Raw genomic sequence first — 17,990 nt, 5'->3', positions numbered from 1 at the left:
CGCGTGTACCGCGTGCTGCGTGTCTCACTCAAGGCCGCGGTGCGTGACGACCTCCTCGCAAAGAATCCGTCTGCGCGCGTGGCGATGCCCAAGGCCGAGCGGACTGAGGCAAGGTACCTCACAGCCTCTGAGGTCGCGTCTCTGCTCAGAGCGGCTGAGGACACGCGCTACCACGCCGCCCTGTCTCTCATCGCCCACACGGGGCTGAGAAGCGGCGAGGCGAGGGCGCTGCGGTGGAGAGACGTGGACTTCGGCGAGAAGACGCTGAAGGTTCGGGGTACCCTCTCGCGTGTCGACGGCCGCCTCGAGGTGACTGAGCCCAAGACAGCGAAGAGCCGGCGCACCTTGCCGCTCACCTCTGCCGTCGTCGAGATCCTCAAGACGCAACGCCGGACACAACGCCGGGAACGGCTACGGGCGGCGAACCTCTGGACCGACACCGGGCTCGTCTTCACGACTGAGACGGGCCAGCCGGTCGACAGCGCGAACCTGCGCCGAGCACTCAACACGGCGGCCGACAGTGCCGGCCTGGACGATGTGTGCGTCCACACGCTACGCCACTCGGCCGCTACGGCATGGCTTGAGTCCGGCGTGAACCTCAAGGCGGTGTCCGAGCTCCTGGGACACGCCGACATCCGCGTGACCGCCGACTGCTACGGCCACGTGACCGAAGCGACCTCGCGCGCTGCGATGGACACACTGTCCAAGGCGCTGGGAATCTGACCATTGGCTACACGATTGGCTACATTCGGGCCAGAAAGGAGGGAGAGACCGCATCACGGTTTCCCGAAACACGGCCTCTCACCTGCTGTTTTCATGGTGGGCGATGTAGGATTTGAACCTACGACTTCTTCCGTGTGAAGGAAGCGCTCTCCCCCTGAGCTAATCGCCCGTACACACCGCGTGAGCGGCGAGCACCGATTCTAGCGGTAGCCGTTCGGGTGTTCAAGGTGCCACCGCCAAGCGTCTCCGACGATCTGCTCGAGCCCGCCGCGCTCAGGGCGCCACCCGAGCCCCCGTTCAGCCCGCTGGGACGATGCAACGAGCTGTGCTGGATCTCCCGCCCGTCGAGCACCGATCACTATCTCGACCTCACGCCCGCTGACCTCGGCACACGTTCGAACGACCTCAAGGTTGCTGTATCCCCGCCCGTTGCCGAGATTGAACACACCACTGGCCTGGCCGCGGACCGCAGTCTCGAGCCCCAGACGATGCGCTCGTGCCAGATCGGTGACGTGGATGTAGTCGCGAACGCACGTGCCGTCCGGCGTCGGATAGTCACCGCCGAAGACCTCAAAGCGCTCCTGACCGGAGTTCATGGCACCCAGGACTCGGGGGATGATGTGGGTCTCGGGCTCGTGCGCCTCCCCTAGCGACCCATCGGGCCACGCCCCGCCGACGTTGAAGTAGCGGAACCGTATCGACCGGAGTGATTGGGCCGATGCCGCCCGCTCGAGCAGGCGCTCGAACTCTAGCTTCGATGCACCGTAGGGGTTGACCGGCAGCGCCACTGCATCCTCCGAGATGGGCACGCTTTCGGGCTCGCCGTAGACCGCCGCGGTCGAGGAGAACACGAGAGCATCGATCCCATGAGCGGCCATGCGTTCCAGCATCACCATCGGCTCGTGAACGTTTCCCCGATGGTACTTCGCCGGATCGGCCACAGACTCGGCCACCTCGATGTAGCCAGCGAGGTGCATCACACCATCGCACCCAGGCAAGACCGCATCGAGGACTGTGCGGTCGCCCACTGATCCATGTGCGAACTCGGCGCGCTGGTCGATGGCCGCTCGGTGACCGCATTCCAGCGTGTCCAAGACGACGCACGAGTGACCGGCGTCAAGCAGCGCTCGAGTGGTGATCGAACCGATATAGCCGGCTCCGCCGGTGACGAGAAAGCGCATCATGCACGTCCGGTGACGAGGGTCATCAGTACGCCCCTGTGGTGGACAGGACCGCGGGTATGGTCCGAAGCATGATCGAGAGATCGAAACCGACCGACCAGTTCTCGATGTAGAACAGGTCCAGACGCACCATCTCGTCAAACGTGAGCGCGCTGCGCCCGGACACCTGCCACAGGCCCGTCATACCGGGAAGGACCTCCATGCGCCGCCAGTGGTAGCCGGAGTACGCGCTCGCCTCCTGGGGCAGCGGGGGACGTGGTCCAACCAGAGACATCTGACCACGCATGACGTTGAGGAGCTGCGGTATCTCGTCAATCGATAGACGACGAAGCCAGCGACCGACCCGGGTGATTCTCGGATCATCACGCATCTTGAACAGAGGGCCGCTCGCCTCGTTCTCCGTGGACAACTCCTGAAGCAGCTCATCCGCATCACGACGCATCGATCGGAACTTGTACATTCCGAACGGATTCCCATCCCTGCCGAGCCGCACCTGCTTGTAGAGGATCGGTCCGCGGCTATCGAGCTTGATCAACAGTGCGATGAGAAGCCAGATCGGGGTACCGACCAGAAGAATCGCCGCTCCGACAGTGAGATCAAATGCGCGCTTCACAAGGCGCTTTCTCAGTGAGAAGGAGACGCCCCTGACCAGTACGAGGGGAACGCCGGATACTTCTCGTATGAGCACCCGGGATGTAGTGACGTCGAGCAGGCCGGACGAAAGCTCGATATCGACGTCAGCCCCGCGTAGATCCGCGATGATCCGAGACAACACTTCGGAGTCGAAGGCCGTGGATGCGATGAGGACGGTGTCGAAACTCCGCGCCGCAAGCACCTCAACGATATCGGCGGCGGCCCCGAGACATTCAATCTCGGGCGTGCAGTACTGAAGATCGAGCGTATCCTGCCGTGAACTCGCCAGGCAGGCCACCGGTGTCAGTCCCGAAGACGGATTCGCCTGAAGCCTACGCAGAAGGTCGGCCGCCTCCTGGTTGTAACCGACGACGAGCGTTCGCCTGAGGAACCGCCCACTTCGCCGCAAGCGTGCCAGTACATACCGGACGAGCGACCGGCCGATGACCACGAAGATGATTCCGAAACCCCACGTGAGCATCACCCAGCCGCGCGACAGCCCCGGCAGTTTCAATGCGAATGTCGCAACGATGAAGATCACGACCCCGAGCGACAGCCCCCGTGCGACGCGGCTGTATTCGCCGGTGCCCCAGAAGACCCGATCCACGTCGTACAGTCCCTCAAACGACAGCGCAAGAATCCACACAGCCATGATTACGAGTGACATGTCTGCGAACTGAACGTTGATGCCCGACCCGGGAATCGCCTCGACGTGGCGCAACCGTCCGAATCGAATCAACGAGGCCACACCTGACGCCAAAGCCACCATCACTATGTCCGACCCGATGAGCGCCAATTGCGTGTAGCCACGACGCATCCGTCGAGTGACGAAGGCCTCAGAACTCATCGTTGCGTCCACCCCTGCGTCTCGTGTCGGAAGACCTTGTGTCCAGTGCCGGAGCATCCCCTTACCACGAACCATACTACGACGACCGCACGCCACAAGCCCTGACGGCCGCCGGAGCGATGACCCACTGCTGATTGAGGCTCGGTGTCGAATATCACAATTCGTGCTTACAGCGCTAAGGTGTGAGCGCGCGAAGTTCGATACTTAGAGCACGAGTACTTAAACAAGTACGCCCGGGGTACGTCCGTACGCAACAGAGGAGGCTCTGCATCGTGAGTGAATCGCTCGCGCTTGCTCGACAGTCAGGTTCAAGAACTGCGCGTCGACCATCCGGCGCAACGTACGCACTAGCTGTCGCAGCAATGGTGGTTGCCCTGCTACTCCTCGGGCTCGTGTCTTCAGTGCCTGCGTATGCCGTGTTCATGCCGCCGGACCCGGGCGATCAATACATCGATCGGACCGACCATCTCACCTACTTCAATGCGGACACCTCTACGTACTACCGGGCCGGCTCCTTCTCCTTCGATGCAAGCGGCACACTTTGGGTCGCACATTCCGGCACGGATGGCTCCCTCCTGGGCCGCTACGATGATGGCGCCACGACACCGACAGCACTGTTCGATCTCGGTGAGCGCTATGTCCTGTCGTGCGACTTCGGCCCGGACGGACTGCTCTACTTCACCGACCCGTGGAACGAACAGATCGTGGTGTTCGACCCGAGCACCGGCGGTATCGTCAACACGCTGACCGTTCCCACCTTCACAAGCCCCCACGACGTTCATGTCGCCTCGGATGGCGACGTCTTCGTGTCTGACTCGGTGCTCGGCCGCGTGGCCAGAATCGCTTCGGATGCATCCACAAGCCAGGTACTTCCCGATCCCGTCCCTGCTCTGACCGGCGTTCAGGGAATGGGATGGGACGCCGAGGGAAACCTTCTCGTTGGTGACGGCTTCCTTGGCGGTCGAGTCATTCGATACTCGCAAGGTGGATCGATTCTTGGCGAACTCGATGTCTCGTCCATGGCAGTGGGACCGATCCGAGACATCTTCGTCGACACATACGGCACCATGTACGTGCTTGGCAACGACAACACCGAACCGCGATTTGCTCGGCGCACCGCTGCCGGCGTGAACATGGGCAGTTTCCCCGACCCCGCGCAAGGCACGCTCGTATCCCCCACCAAGCTCGTCGTCGACAACGACGGATATGCGTGGGTCAGCAGCACCCCCGAGGCGGACGTGACGCCGGGCGTCGTCCAGCGCTACACCTTCGCTGAGGGCACGCCCGATACTGACGCACCATCCTCATCCGATAACCACTTCACGGGATGGGTCCATGGTCCTGCCGTCGTGACCATCACTGCCACGGACACCGGCGGTTCTGGGGTCCAGAGCATTCTCTATAGCCTCGACGACACGACGCCGAGCCTGATCACCACCGGCCAGGTCACCGTCTCGGCCGAAGGAACTACCACGCTTCGGTACTTGGCGGTCGACCGCGCCGGCAACAGGGAGCCGGCACACACCGTAACGGTCCGTGTCGACAACTTGGCACCCGTCTCCTCGGCCGTCATCGACACGACGTACTACGGGCCGGTCTCGATCGACATCTCATCGTTCGATGCCCTCTCCGGCGTCAACCACACGTATTGGCGCCTGAACGGTGGCGCCTGGAACGACAGCCGCACGATCGTAGTCGCTGCGGAGGAACGGGGCGACTTCGGCGTCGAGTGGTACGCGGTCGATGGCGCGGGCAACGCCGAGTTTCCCGTCCACGAAGGATTCTTCCGCGCATACAACCGCTACGAAGAGACGAGCACGCCGCTCGTCTATCGCAGCACGTGGGCCAGCGTACCGGGTCCCACCTGGTCTGGCGGCGCCTACGCGAGATCAACCGCCGCCACCGCTGCGGCCTACATCACATTCACGGGGACGACCATCGAGCTCAACGGGCCGACCGGTCCGGACATGGGCAAGATCGGCATTCGCCTGGACGGTGGTGACATGACCGAATACGACCAGTACTCGGCTGAAACCACCTTGACGCAGCTGGCGCGGTTCGTCGCATCGGGTGCCGGCACGCACGTGCTGGCTATCGAGTCGCTCGGCACGCACAATCCGCTCTCATCGGGCATCGCGGTCGGGATTGACTCGGTCGATATCGATGGAGTGCTGACGAATGATGTGACGGCCCCGGTCACCACCGACGACGTGACATCTGCTTGGTACAACGCTGAGTCTCTGGTCACATTGACCGCCGCCGATGACAGTTTCGTGGCGGCAACGTACTTCCAAGTCGCTGAGGGACCAGTGCGCAGCTACACCGCGCCGTTCTCCATCGGCGCCAGCGGACTTGCGGTGCCCCTTCGGTATCGCAGCGTCGATGGCGCAAGCAACTCCGAGACGACCGTCACGACCTCCGTCAAGGCAGATGTCGACGATCCGCATTCGTCGGCATCCATTCAGCCGAGCTATGTTGACTCCGCGACCATCTCGCTTGAGGCAAGCGACACCCTCTCGGGGGTCGGTTCGATCGAGTACAACCTGGACGGCGCAGGATGGACCACAGGCGACTCGGTCCGCGTGACCGGCTACGGTCATCACGAACTTCTCTATCGTGCCGTCGATGTCGCGGGCAATGTTGAGGCGTTCCACACGGGTGATGTCCTCGTGCGGCGAGCTGCGGAAACATACACGATCACTTCGCCGGAATTGCGGTGGCAAGGGCAGTGGGATCTGTGGAACACGAACGCCAAGCGCACGCATACCTCGATCACTTCGAACTATGTGACCGGGTACGGTAGGTGCACGCGGATCGACGTATGGGCCTACAAGAGCCCCGACTCAGGCATCGCGCGTCTGGCACTTGACGGCAGCATCGCCTTTGTCGATCTGTACAGTGCGGTCCCAACGCTGACCGTGGTCTGGTCCAGCGGCGTGCTCGCCGACACTGAGCACTTCCTTGCCTACGGCTCAAGCGGTTCTCGGAATGAGGAGTCTTCAAGCCGTAACGTCAACTTCCATAGCGCGGTCGTAGAGGGTGTGTTCGGCGGCGTCGTCGACGACACTGAACCGCCGACAACCACCTCAAACATCCCGTCCGAATGGCGCAAATCACCGTGGCTCGTGGAGCTCTCGGCGGACGACTACCTCGGTCACGAAGGTGCAACCTTCTACGACGCGTCCATGGTGCAGACCGACTCTCCGGACGCCACCACCGTCTATGAGGCCCCCTTCCCGGTTAGCGCCGAGGGCACCACGTACGTCTCCTTCTACTCCGAGGACACCTTCGGTAACCGTGAGTCCCTCCGCACCGAGCTACTTCGTCTCGACTCTTCCGCACCGACCACGACCTGTGACGCAACGGCCACCTACACGAATTCCGCATCGATCGGGCTGGTGGCCGAAGACTCCCTCTCCGGTGTCGCATCCACGCACTACCGCATCGACGAAGCCGCTTGGACCACAGGAACCGTGGTGACACTTCCTGCAGGCAACGAGGGCACACACACGGTGCAGTGGTACTCGCGAGACATCGTCGGCAACCAAGAAGCGACCAGCAGCGTTCAGTTTGCGGTGCTCAAGCGCTACGAGGAGGAGAGCCAGGCCTCGATCGCGCAAGAGGGACTCAACTGGGGACATGACGTTCAGTCGGGGTACTCGGCAAGCATCGTCCGCTACGCGTGGGGCCCTGGCGCCCTCGTGGGCACGTTCACCGGTGATCGCTTCGACCTGATAGCCACCAAACGCCCGACTCAGGGCATCGCGCGCGTGCTCATCGACAACGTGTTCGTCGGCACGGCAGACCAGTACAGCGCGACCGACGACTACCAGCAGCGGGTGTTCTCGCGAGCGGGACTCGGCGCAGGCAGTCACAACTTCCGAGTCGAATGGACGGGCGAGAAGAACCCCGAATCCTCGGGCACCGACATCAATGTCGACGCCTTCGAACTCATGGGCACGATGGTGTCCGACCTCATCCTGCCTACTTCGTGGGCGACCGTGGACCCGGCGTGGCGCACAACACCACAGCTGATCTCTATCGAGGCCTCAGACAACGGTCTTGTGGCACCGCTGATCCATTATCAGATCGACGGCGGCACGGAGTCGCTCTACTCACAAGCGTTCGACATCTCGGCAGAGGGAACCACCACGCTGGACTGGTGGGCCACGGACGGCGTGAACAACGAAGAGGACCCCCGGCATCACGCCATCGTGCGAATCGACCGCACTCCCCCGACGGTGGAGACATCCGCGCCTGCGGATTGGGCAGCACCTTCACAAACCGTGTTCCTCACCGTAGCGGACGCGGGGGTCGGCACCGATACCGTGAGCTATGGGCTTGCCGGGGCTGACCCGACTACCCCCTACCCGCTCTCAGGCATTGAGATCGCCACCGAGGGCACGACGACGGTCGGCTACTCCGCTGTCGATCTTCTCGGCAACGAGGCGACCGGGAACGTCACCGTCCGCCTCGACGGCACCGCACCCACGAGTTCATGCGACGCGACATCCGGCTGGCGACTGCCGACCGAACCGGTCACTCTGACCGCCGTCGATGCCCACTCGGGCGTCGGCCGGATCGACTACGCGGTCGATACCGATGTGATGCAGCAGTACGACACGCCTTTCACCATCTCGGACGAGGGAACGCACACGATCTCGTACCGCGCAACGGACCGTGCCGGCAATCGAGAGACCACACAGACCGCCACCGTACGCATTGATGGATCGAGTCCTGTGACCGCGCAGGACGTACCTTCCCAGTGGTCCTCGGCCACCGTAAACGTGCACCTCACCGCTGCCGACCTGTACTCCGGAGTCGCTGCGACGTACTACAGCCTCGATGGCGGCCTGCCGTCGACTCTGGCGACATCGGTGACCCCGATCTCGGCCGAGGGCACGACGACACTCTCATATCGCTCGCTCGATATCCTCGGCAATACTGAGCCCGTCTCGACGAAGCTCGTACGCATCGATCGAACGGTGCCCCACACCACTGACAATGCGCCGAGCGACTGGAGCGCATCGCCCGTCACCGTCTCCTTGACGGCGTCCGATTCCGCCTCCGGCGTCTCGGGAACGTGGTATCGCGTCAACGCGGGTGCGGTTACCACGTACACCGCGGGCATTCTCGTCTCGGTACAGGGCACCACCACCATCGAGTACGGAAGCCGAGATACAGCAGGCAACATCGAGACCACTGAGACGACGTCGGTCCGCATCGACTCTTCGAAGCCCGTCACCACCTCCAATGCGCCCGTTGCGACTCAGTCAAGAGATGTCACGGTGACCCTGACCGCCACCGACGTGGGCTCAGGCGTGAGTCGTACCTATGTCCGGGTCGGTGCAGGCTCGGTGGCTACCTACACGGCCCCGGTCGTCGTGAGTTCGGACGGTACGACCACCGTGTCATTCTGGTCAGTCGACAAGGCGGGTAACGTCGAGACCACGAAGACGGCCAACGTTGTGATCGACAGGACGTCGCCCTATATCGAAGGCGTCATCACGAATCTGGGGGCTCCTGTCGGAAACGTCGTCGTCACGGCGTACAACGCGATCACCAACACCAGCGTCAAGAGCGTGCTCACCAACGCCGCTGGGTTCTACTCGATGTACCTCCCGGCTGCGGGCTATAAGGTGCGCTTCTCGGGCACGACGCCGGCTTCTCTCTCCCAGTATTACGACCACAAGACGAGCATCACCGAGGCGACCACGGTTACCCTGTCGGTCGGCAAGGTGACCGTGAGTACCGATCTCGGCCCGACCATCGCCGGAAGAATGGTCAATCAGGGCGCACCGCTGGTCGGTATTGTCGTGACCGCATTCGATGCGACGTCACATGCGAGCATCCGAAGCGTTCTCACGACGGCCGGTGGCAACTATGCCATCACGGGACTACCCGCCGGCGCGTACCACGTCCGGTTCACCGGCACCGTGCCTGCATCGCTGAGTCAGTACTACGACCATAAGACGACAATTTCCGACGCGACTACCGTGACGGCTCTCGGGGGTGTCGCAGCGGTCTCAAGCGACCTTGGGCCCACCATCCAAGGCACGATCACGAACCAAGGAACTCCGCTGGCCAATGTCCTTGTCACTTCGTACAACGCCACGTCGTACGCAAGCATCAAGAGCGTTCTGACCAATGCCGCGGGCTTCTACACGATGCCGGTCGCCGCAGGCTCGTACCGGATTCGGTTCTCCAACACCACCCCTGCGTCCTTGTCTCAGTACTACGACCACAGAACGACGATCACCAGCTCCACGGTGGTCTCGGCGACCGGTGGCGTCATCAACGTCTCCAGTGACCTGGGACCGACCATCTCGGGAACCCTCACTGATCAAGGCGTGCCGATCGCGGGTGCTGTCGTGACCTCGTACAACGCCACGTCGTTCGCGAGTGTGAAGAGCGCCATCACGAACTCAGCGGGGTACTACCAGATGTCAGTGCCATCCGGGTACTACAAGGTCCGCTTCTCAGTAGCCGCCAAACCGTCACTGACCCAGTACTACGACCACAAGTCGAGCATTACAGAGGCTACGACCCTCACGGCACTCGGCGGCCTCGTGAATGTGACGAGCGACCTGGGGCCCACGATCCAGGGCACCGTGCTCAACGAAGGCGTACCGCAGGTCGGGGTGGTGGTCACCTCGTTCGTGGCAACATCGCACACAAGCGTCCGTAGCGTTGTCACCAACGCAGCGGGCTTCTACACCATGTCGGTTCCCTCGGGCGCCTACCACCTCCGGTTCACGGGCACCACGCCGGCCTCACTGACGCAGTACAACGACCACATGACGACCATCAGCGACGCCACGACGATCAGTGCTCCGGCAGGACTCGTCGCGGTCTCGACCGATCTCGGTCCCGTAATCCGAGGAACCCTCACGAACGGTCCAACCCCCTTGTCCGGGGTGCTGGTGACGGCGTATGACGCAACCACCCATGTGAGCTTGCGGACGGTCCTCACCGACGCACTCGGCAACTACAGCCTCTCCGTTCCGACAGGCGCATACCATGTTCGCTTCGTGGTATCGGCAATCCCGTCCCTGTCGCAGTACTATGACCACAAGTCAAACATCACGGATGCATCCGTTGTGCCTGCATCCGGCGGTGCGACAACGGTATCGAGCGACCTGGGGGCAACACCATGAGGGGTCCGAAGATGAGTCGACGACTTGCTGTCTTTGGCGCGATGGCGGCGTGCACGTTAGCGTTCGCTCAGGCCGCTGCCGCCTCGAGTATCGTGGGAACCATCACCTACAACGCCGTGCCACAGTCACGCGCCGTCGTCAGCGCGTTCGACGCCGCCACTGACAGTTACGTGAAGGCGACGTTCACCGATTCATCGGGGTACTACCGCATCACGGGACTGTCGGCCGGCACCTATCACCTGCGGTTCACCGGCACCACCCCGACATCGCTCTCACAGTGGTATGACCACGTGACGATGGCCACCGCCGCCTCGACACTGACCGCAGGCACCGACAGCACCCTCACGGTGTCATCGGACCTCGCACCGGTCTCGGTCCCGGCGAGCCAGTCGATCGAAGGCACCGTGACCAACGCCGCCGTCGCACAAGCCGGCATCGTCGTGAGTGCCTACGACGCGTCTTCGCATGCACACGTCGCAGGCGCGTTCACCAACGCCGGCGGATTCTACCGGCTGAGCGGACTTCCGGTCGGCTCGTATCACGTCCGCTTCACCGGTACCAGCCCGGCGTCCCTCACGCAGTACTACGACCACAAGTACGAGATCTCGAACGCCACCACCTCTACGCTGACCAGCGGCCAGAAGCTCGCCGTCTCCACCAACCTGGCGCCGAATACGAGCGTCACGCAGTCACTCGAAGGCACGGTCACGTACTACGGCCTCGCCCAGAGCGGCGCTGTGGTAAGCGCGTTCGATGCGACTACGCACGAGTACGTTGCTGGAACATTCAGCGACATCTTCGGGCACTACCGTATCAGCGGTCTGCCGATCGGCTACTACCATGTACGCTTCACCGGCACCACGCCGGACTACATCGTCCAGTTCTGGGATCACCAGCTTGTCGGGCGCCAGTTCATGAGTTTGGCCACCACCACGCCGCTCGTCGCATACGGTCAGACTCGCTACATTTCGACGGATCTGTCACCGGTTCTGACGATTAACGGGCACCTCACCAACAACGGAGTACCGGTGTTCAAGGCCACCGCCTCTGCGTACAACCTCGTCACTCGAACCTTCGTCTCGAGTGTGTACAGCGATACGAACGGTGACTATTCGCTCAAGAATCTCGTACCGGGCTCGTATCAACTCCGGTTCACGGCGGACACGAACTTCCCGGGGTCCTTCCCCACGCAGTACTGGGAGCGCAAGTCCAGCGGAGCCGTGGCGACGACGATCACCTGTCCGCCGATCGATTTCATCCCGTCACAGACATTCGTCGCCGACAGCGAACTGGCTACGCCGACCGTGTGGCCCTAGCCCGGATTCGTGTTTCGGTGTGCGCGGCCAGGATCCCTCCGGCGAGACAGACAACAAGGTCAGCTGCTACCCATAGGGTTCCACTGCCGCGAAGCCAGGTGCTGCAGGCACCGAACCACACGAGGTTGACCAGGAAGACCCACCACGTGGCCCTGCCAAGGCGCTCCAGCCACATCATCAGGCCAAACCAAGGCACCCGCTTGCTCAGTGCAACGACGATGATGACGAACGCCGCGGAGTAGAGGCTCATCCCTGCGTGGTGCACGAGTTCATTAAGCGCGTCGTCAGCCGATACGGCCCCGAACAGCAGCCAATCGCGGAACGTGGTTCCCAAGTAGGCGACGAGCACCCCCGCCGATAGCCCAACGGCCAGCCAATCAAGACGCTTGAGGCCCCGCGCTCCCACCCATAGACCTGTGCCGAGGAACATCCCCCATCCGCCCACCCAGGACCAAGCCCAGAGGTGAGGGAGACGCCACGCGATGGTCAGCCACCACATAACGTCGGCCATACCCAGCAGGAGCACTGTCAGGGACAGCGACTTCTGGCTGCCGAGGGCGACAAATGGCGTGATCAGCACCCACGTGAAGAGAACCGGAACGAAGTAGTTTCCGGGTCCCGGCACCGGCAGCATGCCTATCAGGGTCGCGGGGCCAAATGAGAGAGTGCCGGCAATGGCGCCCAGAACCAGTGCGATGAACCAGGCGATAGCGAACCCGGGCAGGAAGCGACTCAACCGACGCCACGTCTCACGCGAGTAGTGCGCCCAATCGAGAATGACGGCCGGGTAGTCCCCCACGAGACGCACACCTAGTACGACCCCCATGAGTGTGAACAACACCATGATGCCGAGGCCAGCCCACTCCGCGAACGCCGGGGGCACGCGAACCTCCCGCGCCATCAGTGCGTGGATGAGCACGACGCCGAGGACACCCAGTCCACGCGCAACATCTACGCCGGGCTCACGGCCGGACGCCTGGTTCACGGAACCGCCACCACCTGCCGCCGGCTCAGTCACGAGCCATCACCCCGATCAGCGTCTGCATTCTGTGAACCAGTGTGTGCTCGGCGGACGCGCGTGCGCGTCCTGCGGCGGCAATCCGCGCCCGCCTTCTCGAATCACCGACTGCGGCTTCGCACAACTCCATCATCGAGTCGGAGTTGTGATACACATCGAGCTCCACACCAGGCTCGAACGCCTCGGCAAGCCCGCGACGTGAATCGCACAGCTGGTATCCGCCGGCACCGGGAATCTCGAACACTCGCATGTTCAGACCGTCCCACGATCCGTGGATGTTGAGATTCACGGCAACACTCCGGTAGATGATGTCAGCAGCCCCGGGTCCGGCGGCTCCTCTGCAGCACGCATCCAGCATGGACCGCGGCTGGTAGTAGCGCGCGCGCCACGGTCGCCGTTTCCAGTCACCGCCCCAGATTCCCAGGGTGAACCGTGGAACCAAGCGATCCAGCACATGTTCGCGCTCCGGATACCGCGCGCCGAGAAACCCCACATCAAACGCCCACTCCGACCGGACCGAATCCGAGGCCCCGAAGGTGAACGAGTCATAACCATCGGGCAGATAGAAGGCCGGGTATCTGTCGGCCACGAGTCGCTCGGTGTCGGCGTGGGAGAAGCTACCGATTGCCCGGTACGCGCCGAGCGACGCGACGACGTTCTCGTATCTATACGGATCATCGAAGGCCCAGTGGGCAAGCGGACAGGCCTTGGCGAGAGACTCAACGGTCTCTGGAACGAGCACGTCGCCTTTGACGACGATTGCGATGTTCGGCCGGAAGCTCGCCGCGTGTTCGAGAACTGACGCATTGAACCGGGCACGCTTCGTGTCCCGCGGACCCGAGACTCCGACCCGAGGAAGGACCTCATCGACAATGCGATTCTGCACCTTCTCACCGAGCGTGAGGTGCGGGAAGAAGCCGAGAGAGAGAACCTCGTGGCCGAGCGCTTCGAGTGCGCGACTGATGGCGTGGTCGTAGCCGTAGTACGACGGCGACACCAGAAGTATGCGCATCAATCCCCCGTCGCAGCTCAGTCGTCCTGACAGACCGATGATACACTCAATGCACGACCGTTCGGTCGGGCTAACGCGCCCGGACGACATCAAGGGGGACGCTTTCGAGTGACGCCGCCCGCTGACTGGCGCTGGAGACTGGCCCGCACCCTCAAAGGGCTGCCGGTCGACCGCAGCTTCGACGAGAGATACAGATCAGACGTGCTGCAGGGCCCCGGCAGACTCGAGGTCGGCGCATGGAGCCATTGGTTCCCGAGCTGCATCTTCTACACGTGGACACCCGACGATGTGATCAGCATCGGCTCCTACGCCTCCATCGCTGCCGGCACCACGCTGGTCTGCGGTGGCGAGCACCACACCAGTCACCTGTCGAACTTCACGTTCAACCTGATGACCGGCGAGGATGTTGCCGTTGAGCAACTCAAGCCGAGCAGGATCGTAATCGGGAGCGACGCCTGGATTGCCACGCAGGCCATGGTGCTCGCCAACGTCACAATCGGACATGGCGCCGTTGTCGGTGCGCGTTCGGTCGTCACGGCCGACGTACCGCCGTACGCCATCGTTGCCGGCGCACCCGCCCGCGTCATCCGATACAGATTCGAGCCCGAGGACGTCACGCGGCTACTCGAGCTGTCATGGTGGGACTGGCCTGAAGTTGCGATCCGGGAGTGCGTACCACTCCTGAGAACAGACGACATCGATGGGCTGTCGCGCTACGCCACAGCCCACGGACTGTGAGCCGATTCCCGATGGTGTTGACGTGACCGCTGAACGGCTGGTGCGCAACGCAGGGGTCTCCACCGTCGTCTATCTGCTCGGCAGTGTCGTCGGGCTGATCCTGGTACCCATACTCATCTCGTCGCTGGGAGCGGCCGGATTCGGACTGTATGTTCTCGCCCAAACCACGCTCGCGTTCTCCAGTCTGGCCGGCGGTGGACTCAACCGAGGGTTCGTCCGCTCCATCGTTGCGCATACCGAGCAGGATGGCCCCTCAGGCGCCCGGCGCGTGATTGCGACCGGTGCAACGCTCATGATGGGATTTGGGCTGATCGTCATCGCGCTGGTCGTGGCCCTGTTTCCGCTGCTACGCACGGTCTATCAGGTCAACGCCACGCAGGCGTCGGACTTCGCCTGGGTGCTCGGCGGTGCGACGGTGGCCTACGCGTTGGTTGTATCGGTCACCCCCTATCAGTCGCTCCTGGTTGCCAGAGGGCGACTGGATCTCGCGAAGTCCGTCGAAGGCACCCTGATCGTCGCGAGCTCCCTCGCGAGCGGCTATGCAGCCGTGGCAGGTTTCGGCCTCCGCGGGGTAGGCATCGCGGTCGGACTCGTTGCAGCGCCCATCGCTCTGGCGACGTTCGTGCTGGCCGTCAGGACCGATGCAAGGTGCGCGCTCGTCGCGCCGGCGTTCGACGTGGACGTGTTCCGCGAGCTGTGGCAATTCGGCTCGCGCATCCAGCTCGCCACGCTGTCCGCCATGGTCAACCGCTCGATTGACAGGGTGTCGCTTGGTGCGCTGCGCTCGCCGATAGCCGTCGGGCTGTATGACGTGGCCGATAGAGGAGCGTTCTCGATCGTCTACACGGCCAACACCGCGACTGAGGCGCTTGTGCCCCGCATGGCGAGCCATCTTGCCAACGACGACACCGAAGGCGCGAAGGCCACCTACACGGCAGCGACCTCGGTCTTCTCGACCATGTCGCTCTTCCTTGCAGCGTTCGCAGCCTGTAACTCCTGGCTCTTCATCCGGGTGTGGCTGGGAACGGCGGATCCGTCATCAGTGTGGGCGATGACCATTCTCTCCATCGGGTACGGGGTTGGGGTCTCGATGAGCGCTGCGCACCTCATTGCGACGGCGCAGGCGACTCCGACTCTTGCGATGCGCTACTCCGTCGTCCAAGCCGCGGTGAATGTCGCACTCAGCTTTACCGGCGCGTGGCTGGGCGGCATTGTGGGCGCAGCGCTTGGTTCGGCGCTGTCAGGTGCCATCGGCGCGCTGATACTTGGTGTCCTGGTCGAACGCCGGATCCTCAAGCAGCACAGTCCCATCGCTCTGAAGTCGATCGCGAAGGCCGCTCTCGTGGTGCTGCCCGTGGGCGTCGCCCTCGCTGCGGCCGTACGCGCTGTCGACGGTGCGGTCTCACTGAGTCGCCCAATCGGCCTTGCAGCTCTCGGCGTGGTCTTCGCGCTGCAGCTCATAAGTACAATCGCGCTCGGCTCGCGCGTCGGATTGCTGCCGGACGGCACGCTCTCCTCGCTCACGGCACGGCTGCGACGACGTCCCTAGCCCGGAGGCGAGGGCCGCGGAGCCGACTGCACAGACTCCACCCACGCCGCATAGAGCGGCAGTGAGCGAGCATCGAGGTGCGTGCCGTCGGTGGTCATGTCCTCACGGATTACGCCGTCAGTGCTGGTAACGCCGTACAGATCCAGCAGTTCGACTCCCACGCGGGCAGCCATACCACGCAGCTGTTCGTTGAAACGATCGGCTATCCATGCGCGAGTGACCGCGTCCGCGTAGTAGTCGTAGCCGTAGTAGTTGTCCTGCCGGGCGGCTCCCGGAACCGTGTGCACGACAATGCGGTACCCCTCGACGGCCAGCGCCTGGACCACTTCCGCGTAGCGAGCGACGGTGGTCTCGATGATCGATTCCATCGAGCTCACACCACCCGACTTCATGTGCGCGCGATAGACGTGGATGCGGCAGTCGATCTCGCCGAACGACAGGATGACGACGTCAGTCCGACGGTTCACCGATCGCAGTGCGCGGCGCAGACGGCCGTGGGAGCCGGTAGAGCTGTGCGGCTCACGCAGGTTGTACGCCGTCGCCGGCCCGATGTGCGTGACGACAAAGGGGCGGACACCTCCGAGCAACTGAACGTGGCTGTCGCCAATCACGTGGATAGCAGCGCTTCCGCGCGCTCTGGCGACTGCGAGATGCGCGACGTTCGCGGCCACCAGACGGGCAGCCGTGCGTGCACGCGCAGCGGCCCGCTCCACCGCCATCTTGGGGCCGATGCGCGTTACCGAGTCTCGGAACCGACCAAGAGCTGCTGCCGTGCGACCGAACACGCCCAATGACCCCTCGCCTCCCGCAGCGCGGACCGTTCATCCCGAGAATAGCGCAACGAACCCCCTGCTTCTTGCTACGGGGCACATACGGCATACTTGAGGCGCGGTGAGTGAGTGACATGCTCCACACACGAACGCCCCATATAGTGCAACGCGAAACCTCCAAGGGAGAAAGAGTGTCCGATCTGCTCAATCGGCTGCGCCGCACCGCGTCCGAGGGCCCACTCAAAGGGATACTCATGTCGGCGCCGGTCAGATCGCTTGCGTCCGCGGTGGTATCGCTACGCTTCGTCCCTGCCGCAGCCAAGGTGTCTCGGCCACTTTCCTTTCTATTCGCTGATATCAGACATCGCGGAACGGCCGCCTACGGACTCAAGGGCACCGACGTTACCATCGTGGTTCGCCACGATCAGGGCGCGCGGGAGCTCGTTCATGAGGTCTTCTCGACCGGCTGCTACGAGCCCACTCCTGAACAGCTTGCGTTGCTTCCCACCAACCCCGACATCCTCGACCTCGGAGCAAACGTGGGCGGCTTCGCAGCCTATGCGTTGACCCGCTGGCCGACAGCTCGAATCACGTGCATCGAGCCCGACCCGGACAATCTGCAGGCGCTGGAGCAGTTCACGTCGCTCAATCCGAGCGGCGACGTTCGCGTGTTGCCGGTATGCGCTTCGAACAGTGACGGGGATGTGCTCTTTGAGCGCGGTGCCGGCGAAGGCTCTCGTATCGGGGCCGCGGGCGTGCCCACTCCCGCTATCGATGTGTTTCCGCTGCTCGTGCAGTCGCAGTTCGTGAAGATGGACATCGAAGGGGCCGAGTGGGATATCCTCCAGGATCCGCGGCTGGCAGACCTGTCCGGCCTGGTGCTCGTGATGGAGTACCACCGCCGTTTCCCGTACGACCAAGACGCGGCATCCGCCGCTTGCCAACTACTCCAGGACGCAGGGTTCAGCGTTGGGAAGATCGAGCCCAACTACTGGGGACACGGCATCATGTGGGCGAGCAAACCCGCCTGACGGCGAGCTCCCGAC

General features: G+C 63.2%; 11 protein-coding genes, 1 tRNA gene and 1 pseudogene (1 of these 13 cut by a window edge). 7 read left to right on the top strand and 6 right to left on the bottom strand.

Translation table 11 applies throughout. The features are described 5' to 3' along the window. A pseudogene (locus HGB10_00275) lies at positions 1–47 on the top strand (hypothetical protein); it begins 406 nt to the left of the window's first position. Continuing rightward, complete coding sequence (locus tag HGB10_00270) at positions 13–723, top strand: site-specific integrase (GenBank protein NTU70251.1); 711 nt, start codon at positions 13–15, stop codon at positions 721–723. Before HGB10_00275 ends, HGB10_00270 begins: the two are co-directional and overlap by 35 nt. 94 nt (positions 724–817) lie before the next feature. Here the strand turns inward: HGB10_00270 and HGB10_00265 are convergent. The 3 genes from HGB10_00265 to HGB10_00255 form a co-directional block, all read right to left on the bottom strand. Beyond that, positions 818–892 (bottom strand) — tRNA-Val (locus HGB10_00265). 31 nt (positions 893–923) lie between these two features. Continuing rightward, positions 924–1,904 (bottom strand): UDP-glucose 4-epimerase GalE, encoded by a 981-nt coding sequence (galE, locus tag HGB10_00260; protein ID NTU70250.1) that lies wholly within the window; start codon positions 1,902–1,904, stop codon positions 924–926. A gap of 25 nt (positions 1,905–1,929) precedes the next feature. Beyond that, the gene (locus HGB10_00255) at positions 1,930–3,384 is read right to left on the bottom strand and encodes a sugar transferase (GenBank protein ID NTU70249.1); all 1,455 of its coding nucleotides are present in this window, start codon (positions 3,382–3,384) and stop codon (positions 1,930–1,932) included. A gap of 272 nt (positions 3,385–3,656) precedes the next feature. Here HGB10_00255 and HGB10_00250 point away from each other — a divergent pair, with 272 nt between their 5' ends. Both HGB10_00250 and HGB10_00245 read left to right on the top strand, forming a co-directional pair. Next, the gene (locus HGB10_00250; protein NTU70248.1) at positions 3,657–10,541 is read left to right on the top strand and encodes a hypothetical protein; all 6,885 of its coding nucleotides are present in this window, start codon (positions 3,657–3,659) and stop codon (positions 10,539–10,541) included. Positions 10,542–10,552: 11 nt separating this feature from the next. Next, positions 10,553–11,857: a hypothetical protein gene (locus HGB10_00245; protein NTU70247.1), complete on the top strand. Its 1,305-nt coding sequence runs from the start codon at positions 10,553–10,555 to the stop codon at positions 11,855–11,857. On the opposite strand, the gene HGB10_00240 is transcribed toward HGB10_00245, so the two are convergent. Both HGB10_00240 and HGB10_00235 read right to left on the bottom strand, forming a co-directional pair. Further along, positions 11,835–12,875 (bottom strand): acyltransferase, encoded by a 1,041-nt coding sequence (locus HGB10_00240; protein NTU70246.1) that lies wholly within the window; start codon positions 12,873–12,875, stop codon positions 11,835–11,837. The two genes, HGB10_00245 and HGB10_00240, sit on opposite strands and share 23 nt — an antisense overlap. Continuing rightward, positions 12,868–13,887 (bottom strand): glycosyltransferase, encoded by a 1,020-nt coding sequence (locus HGB10_00235; protein NTU70245.1) that lies wholly within the window; start codon positions 13,885–13,887, stop codon positions 12,868–12,870. The genes HGB10_00240 and HGB10_00235 overlap by 8 nt, the downstream gene beginning before the upstream one ends. 390 nt (positions 13,888–14,277) lie before the next feature. On the opposite strand from HGB10_00235, the gene HGB10_00230 reads away from it, so the two are divergent. Together HGB10_00230 and HGB10_00225 are read left to right on the top strand one after the other, a co-directional pair. Next, positions 14,278–14,625, top strand: a complete 348-nt coding sequence (locus HGB10_00230; protein ID NTU70244.1) for a CatB-related O-acetyltransferase — start codon at positions 14,278–14,280, stop codon at positions 14,623–14,625. 22 nt (positions 14,626–14,647) lie between these two features. After that, entirely contained in the window at positions 14,648–16,174 is a 1,527-nt protein-coding gene (locus HGB10_00225) for an oligosaccharide flippase family protein (GenBank protein NTU70243.1), read from the top strand. Here the strand turns inward: HGB10_00225 and HGB10_00220 are convergent. Next, positions 16,171–16,959 carry a hypothetical protein gene (locus tag HGB10_00220; GenBank protein ID NTU70242.1) on the bottom strand — a complete coding sequence of 263 codons (789 nt, stop codon included), beginning with the start codon at positions 16,957–16,959 and terminating at the stop codon, positions 16,171–16,173. The genes HGB10_00225 and HGB10_00220 overlap by 4 nt on opposite strands. A gap of 176 nt (positions 16,960–17,135) precedes the next feature. Here HGB10_00220 and HGB10_00215 point away from each other — a divergent pair, with 176 nt between their 5' ends. Further along, positions 17,136–17,975, top strand: a complete 840-nt coding sequence (locus tag HGB10_00215; GenBank protein ID NTU70241.1) for an FkbM family methyltransferase — start codon at positions 17,136–17,138, stop codon at positions 17,973–17,975. Positions 17,976–17,990 lie beyond the last annotated feature (15 nt).

The sequence above is a fragment of the Coriobacteriia bacterium genome (genome assembly GCA_013334745.1).
Lineage (GTDB): Bacteria > Actinomycetota > Coriobacteriia > Anaerosomatales > JAAXUF01 > JAAXWY01.
Note: the sequence above shows the minus strand (reverse complement) of the source record. Positions and strands in the feature narration are given on the sequence as shown.

Bases quoted from the DNA above. Each gene is read 5' to 3' on its own strand.
- galE (NTU70250.1), bottom strand. From the start codon at position 1,904: ATGCGCTTTCTCGTCACCGGCGGAGCCGGCTATATCGGTTCGATCACC.
- HGB10_00255 (NTU70249.1), bottom strand. From the start codon at position 3,384: ATGAGTTCTGAGGCCTTCGTCACTCGACGGATGCGTCGTGGCTACACG.
- HGB10_00245 (NTU70247.1), top strand. From the start codon at position 10,553: ATGAGTCGACGACTTGCTGTCTTTGGCGCGATGGCGGCGTGCACGTTA.
- HGB10_00235 (NTU70245.1), bottom strand. From the start codon at position 13,887: ATGCGCATACTTCTGGTGTCGCCGTCGTACTACGGCTACGACCACGCC.
- HGB10_00230 (NTU70244.1), top strand. From the start codon at position 14,278: ATGACCGGCGAGGATGTTGCCGTTGAGCAACTCAAGCCGAGCAGGATC.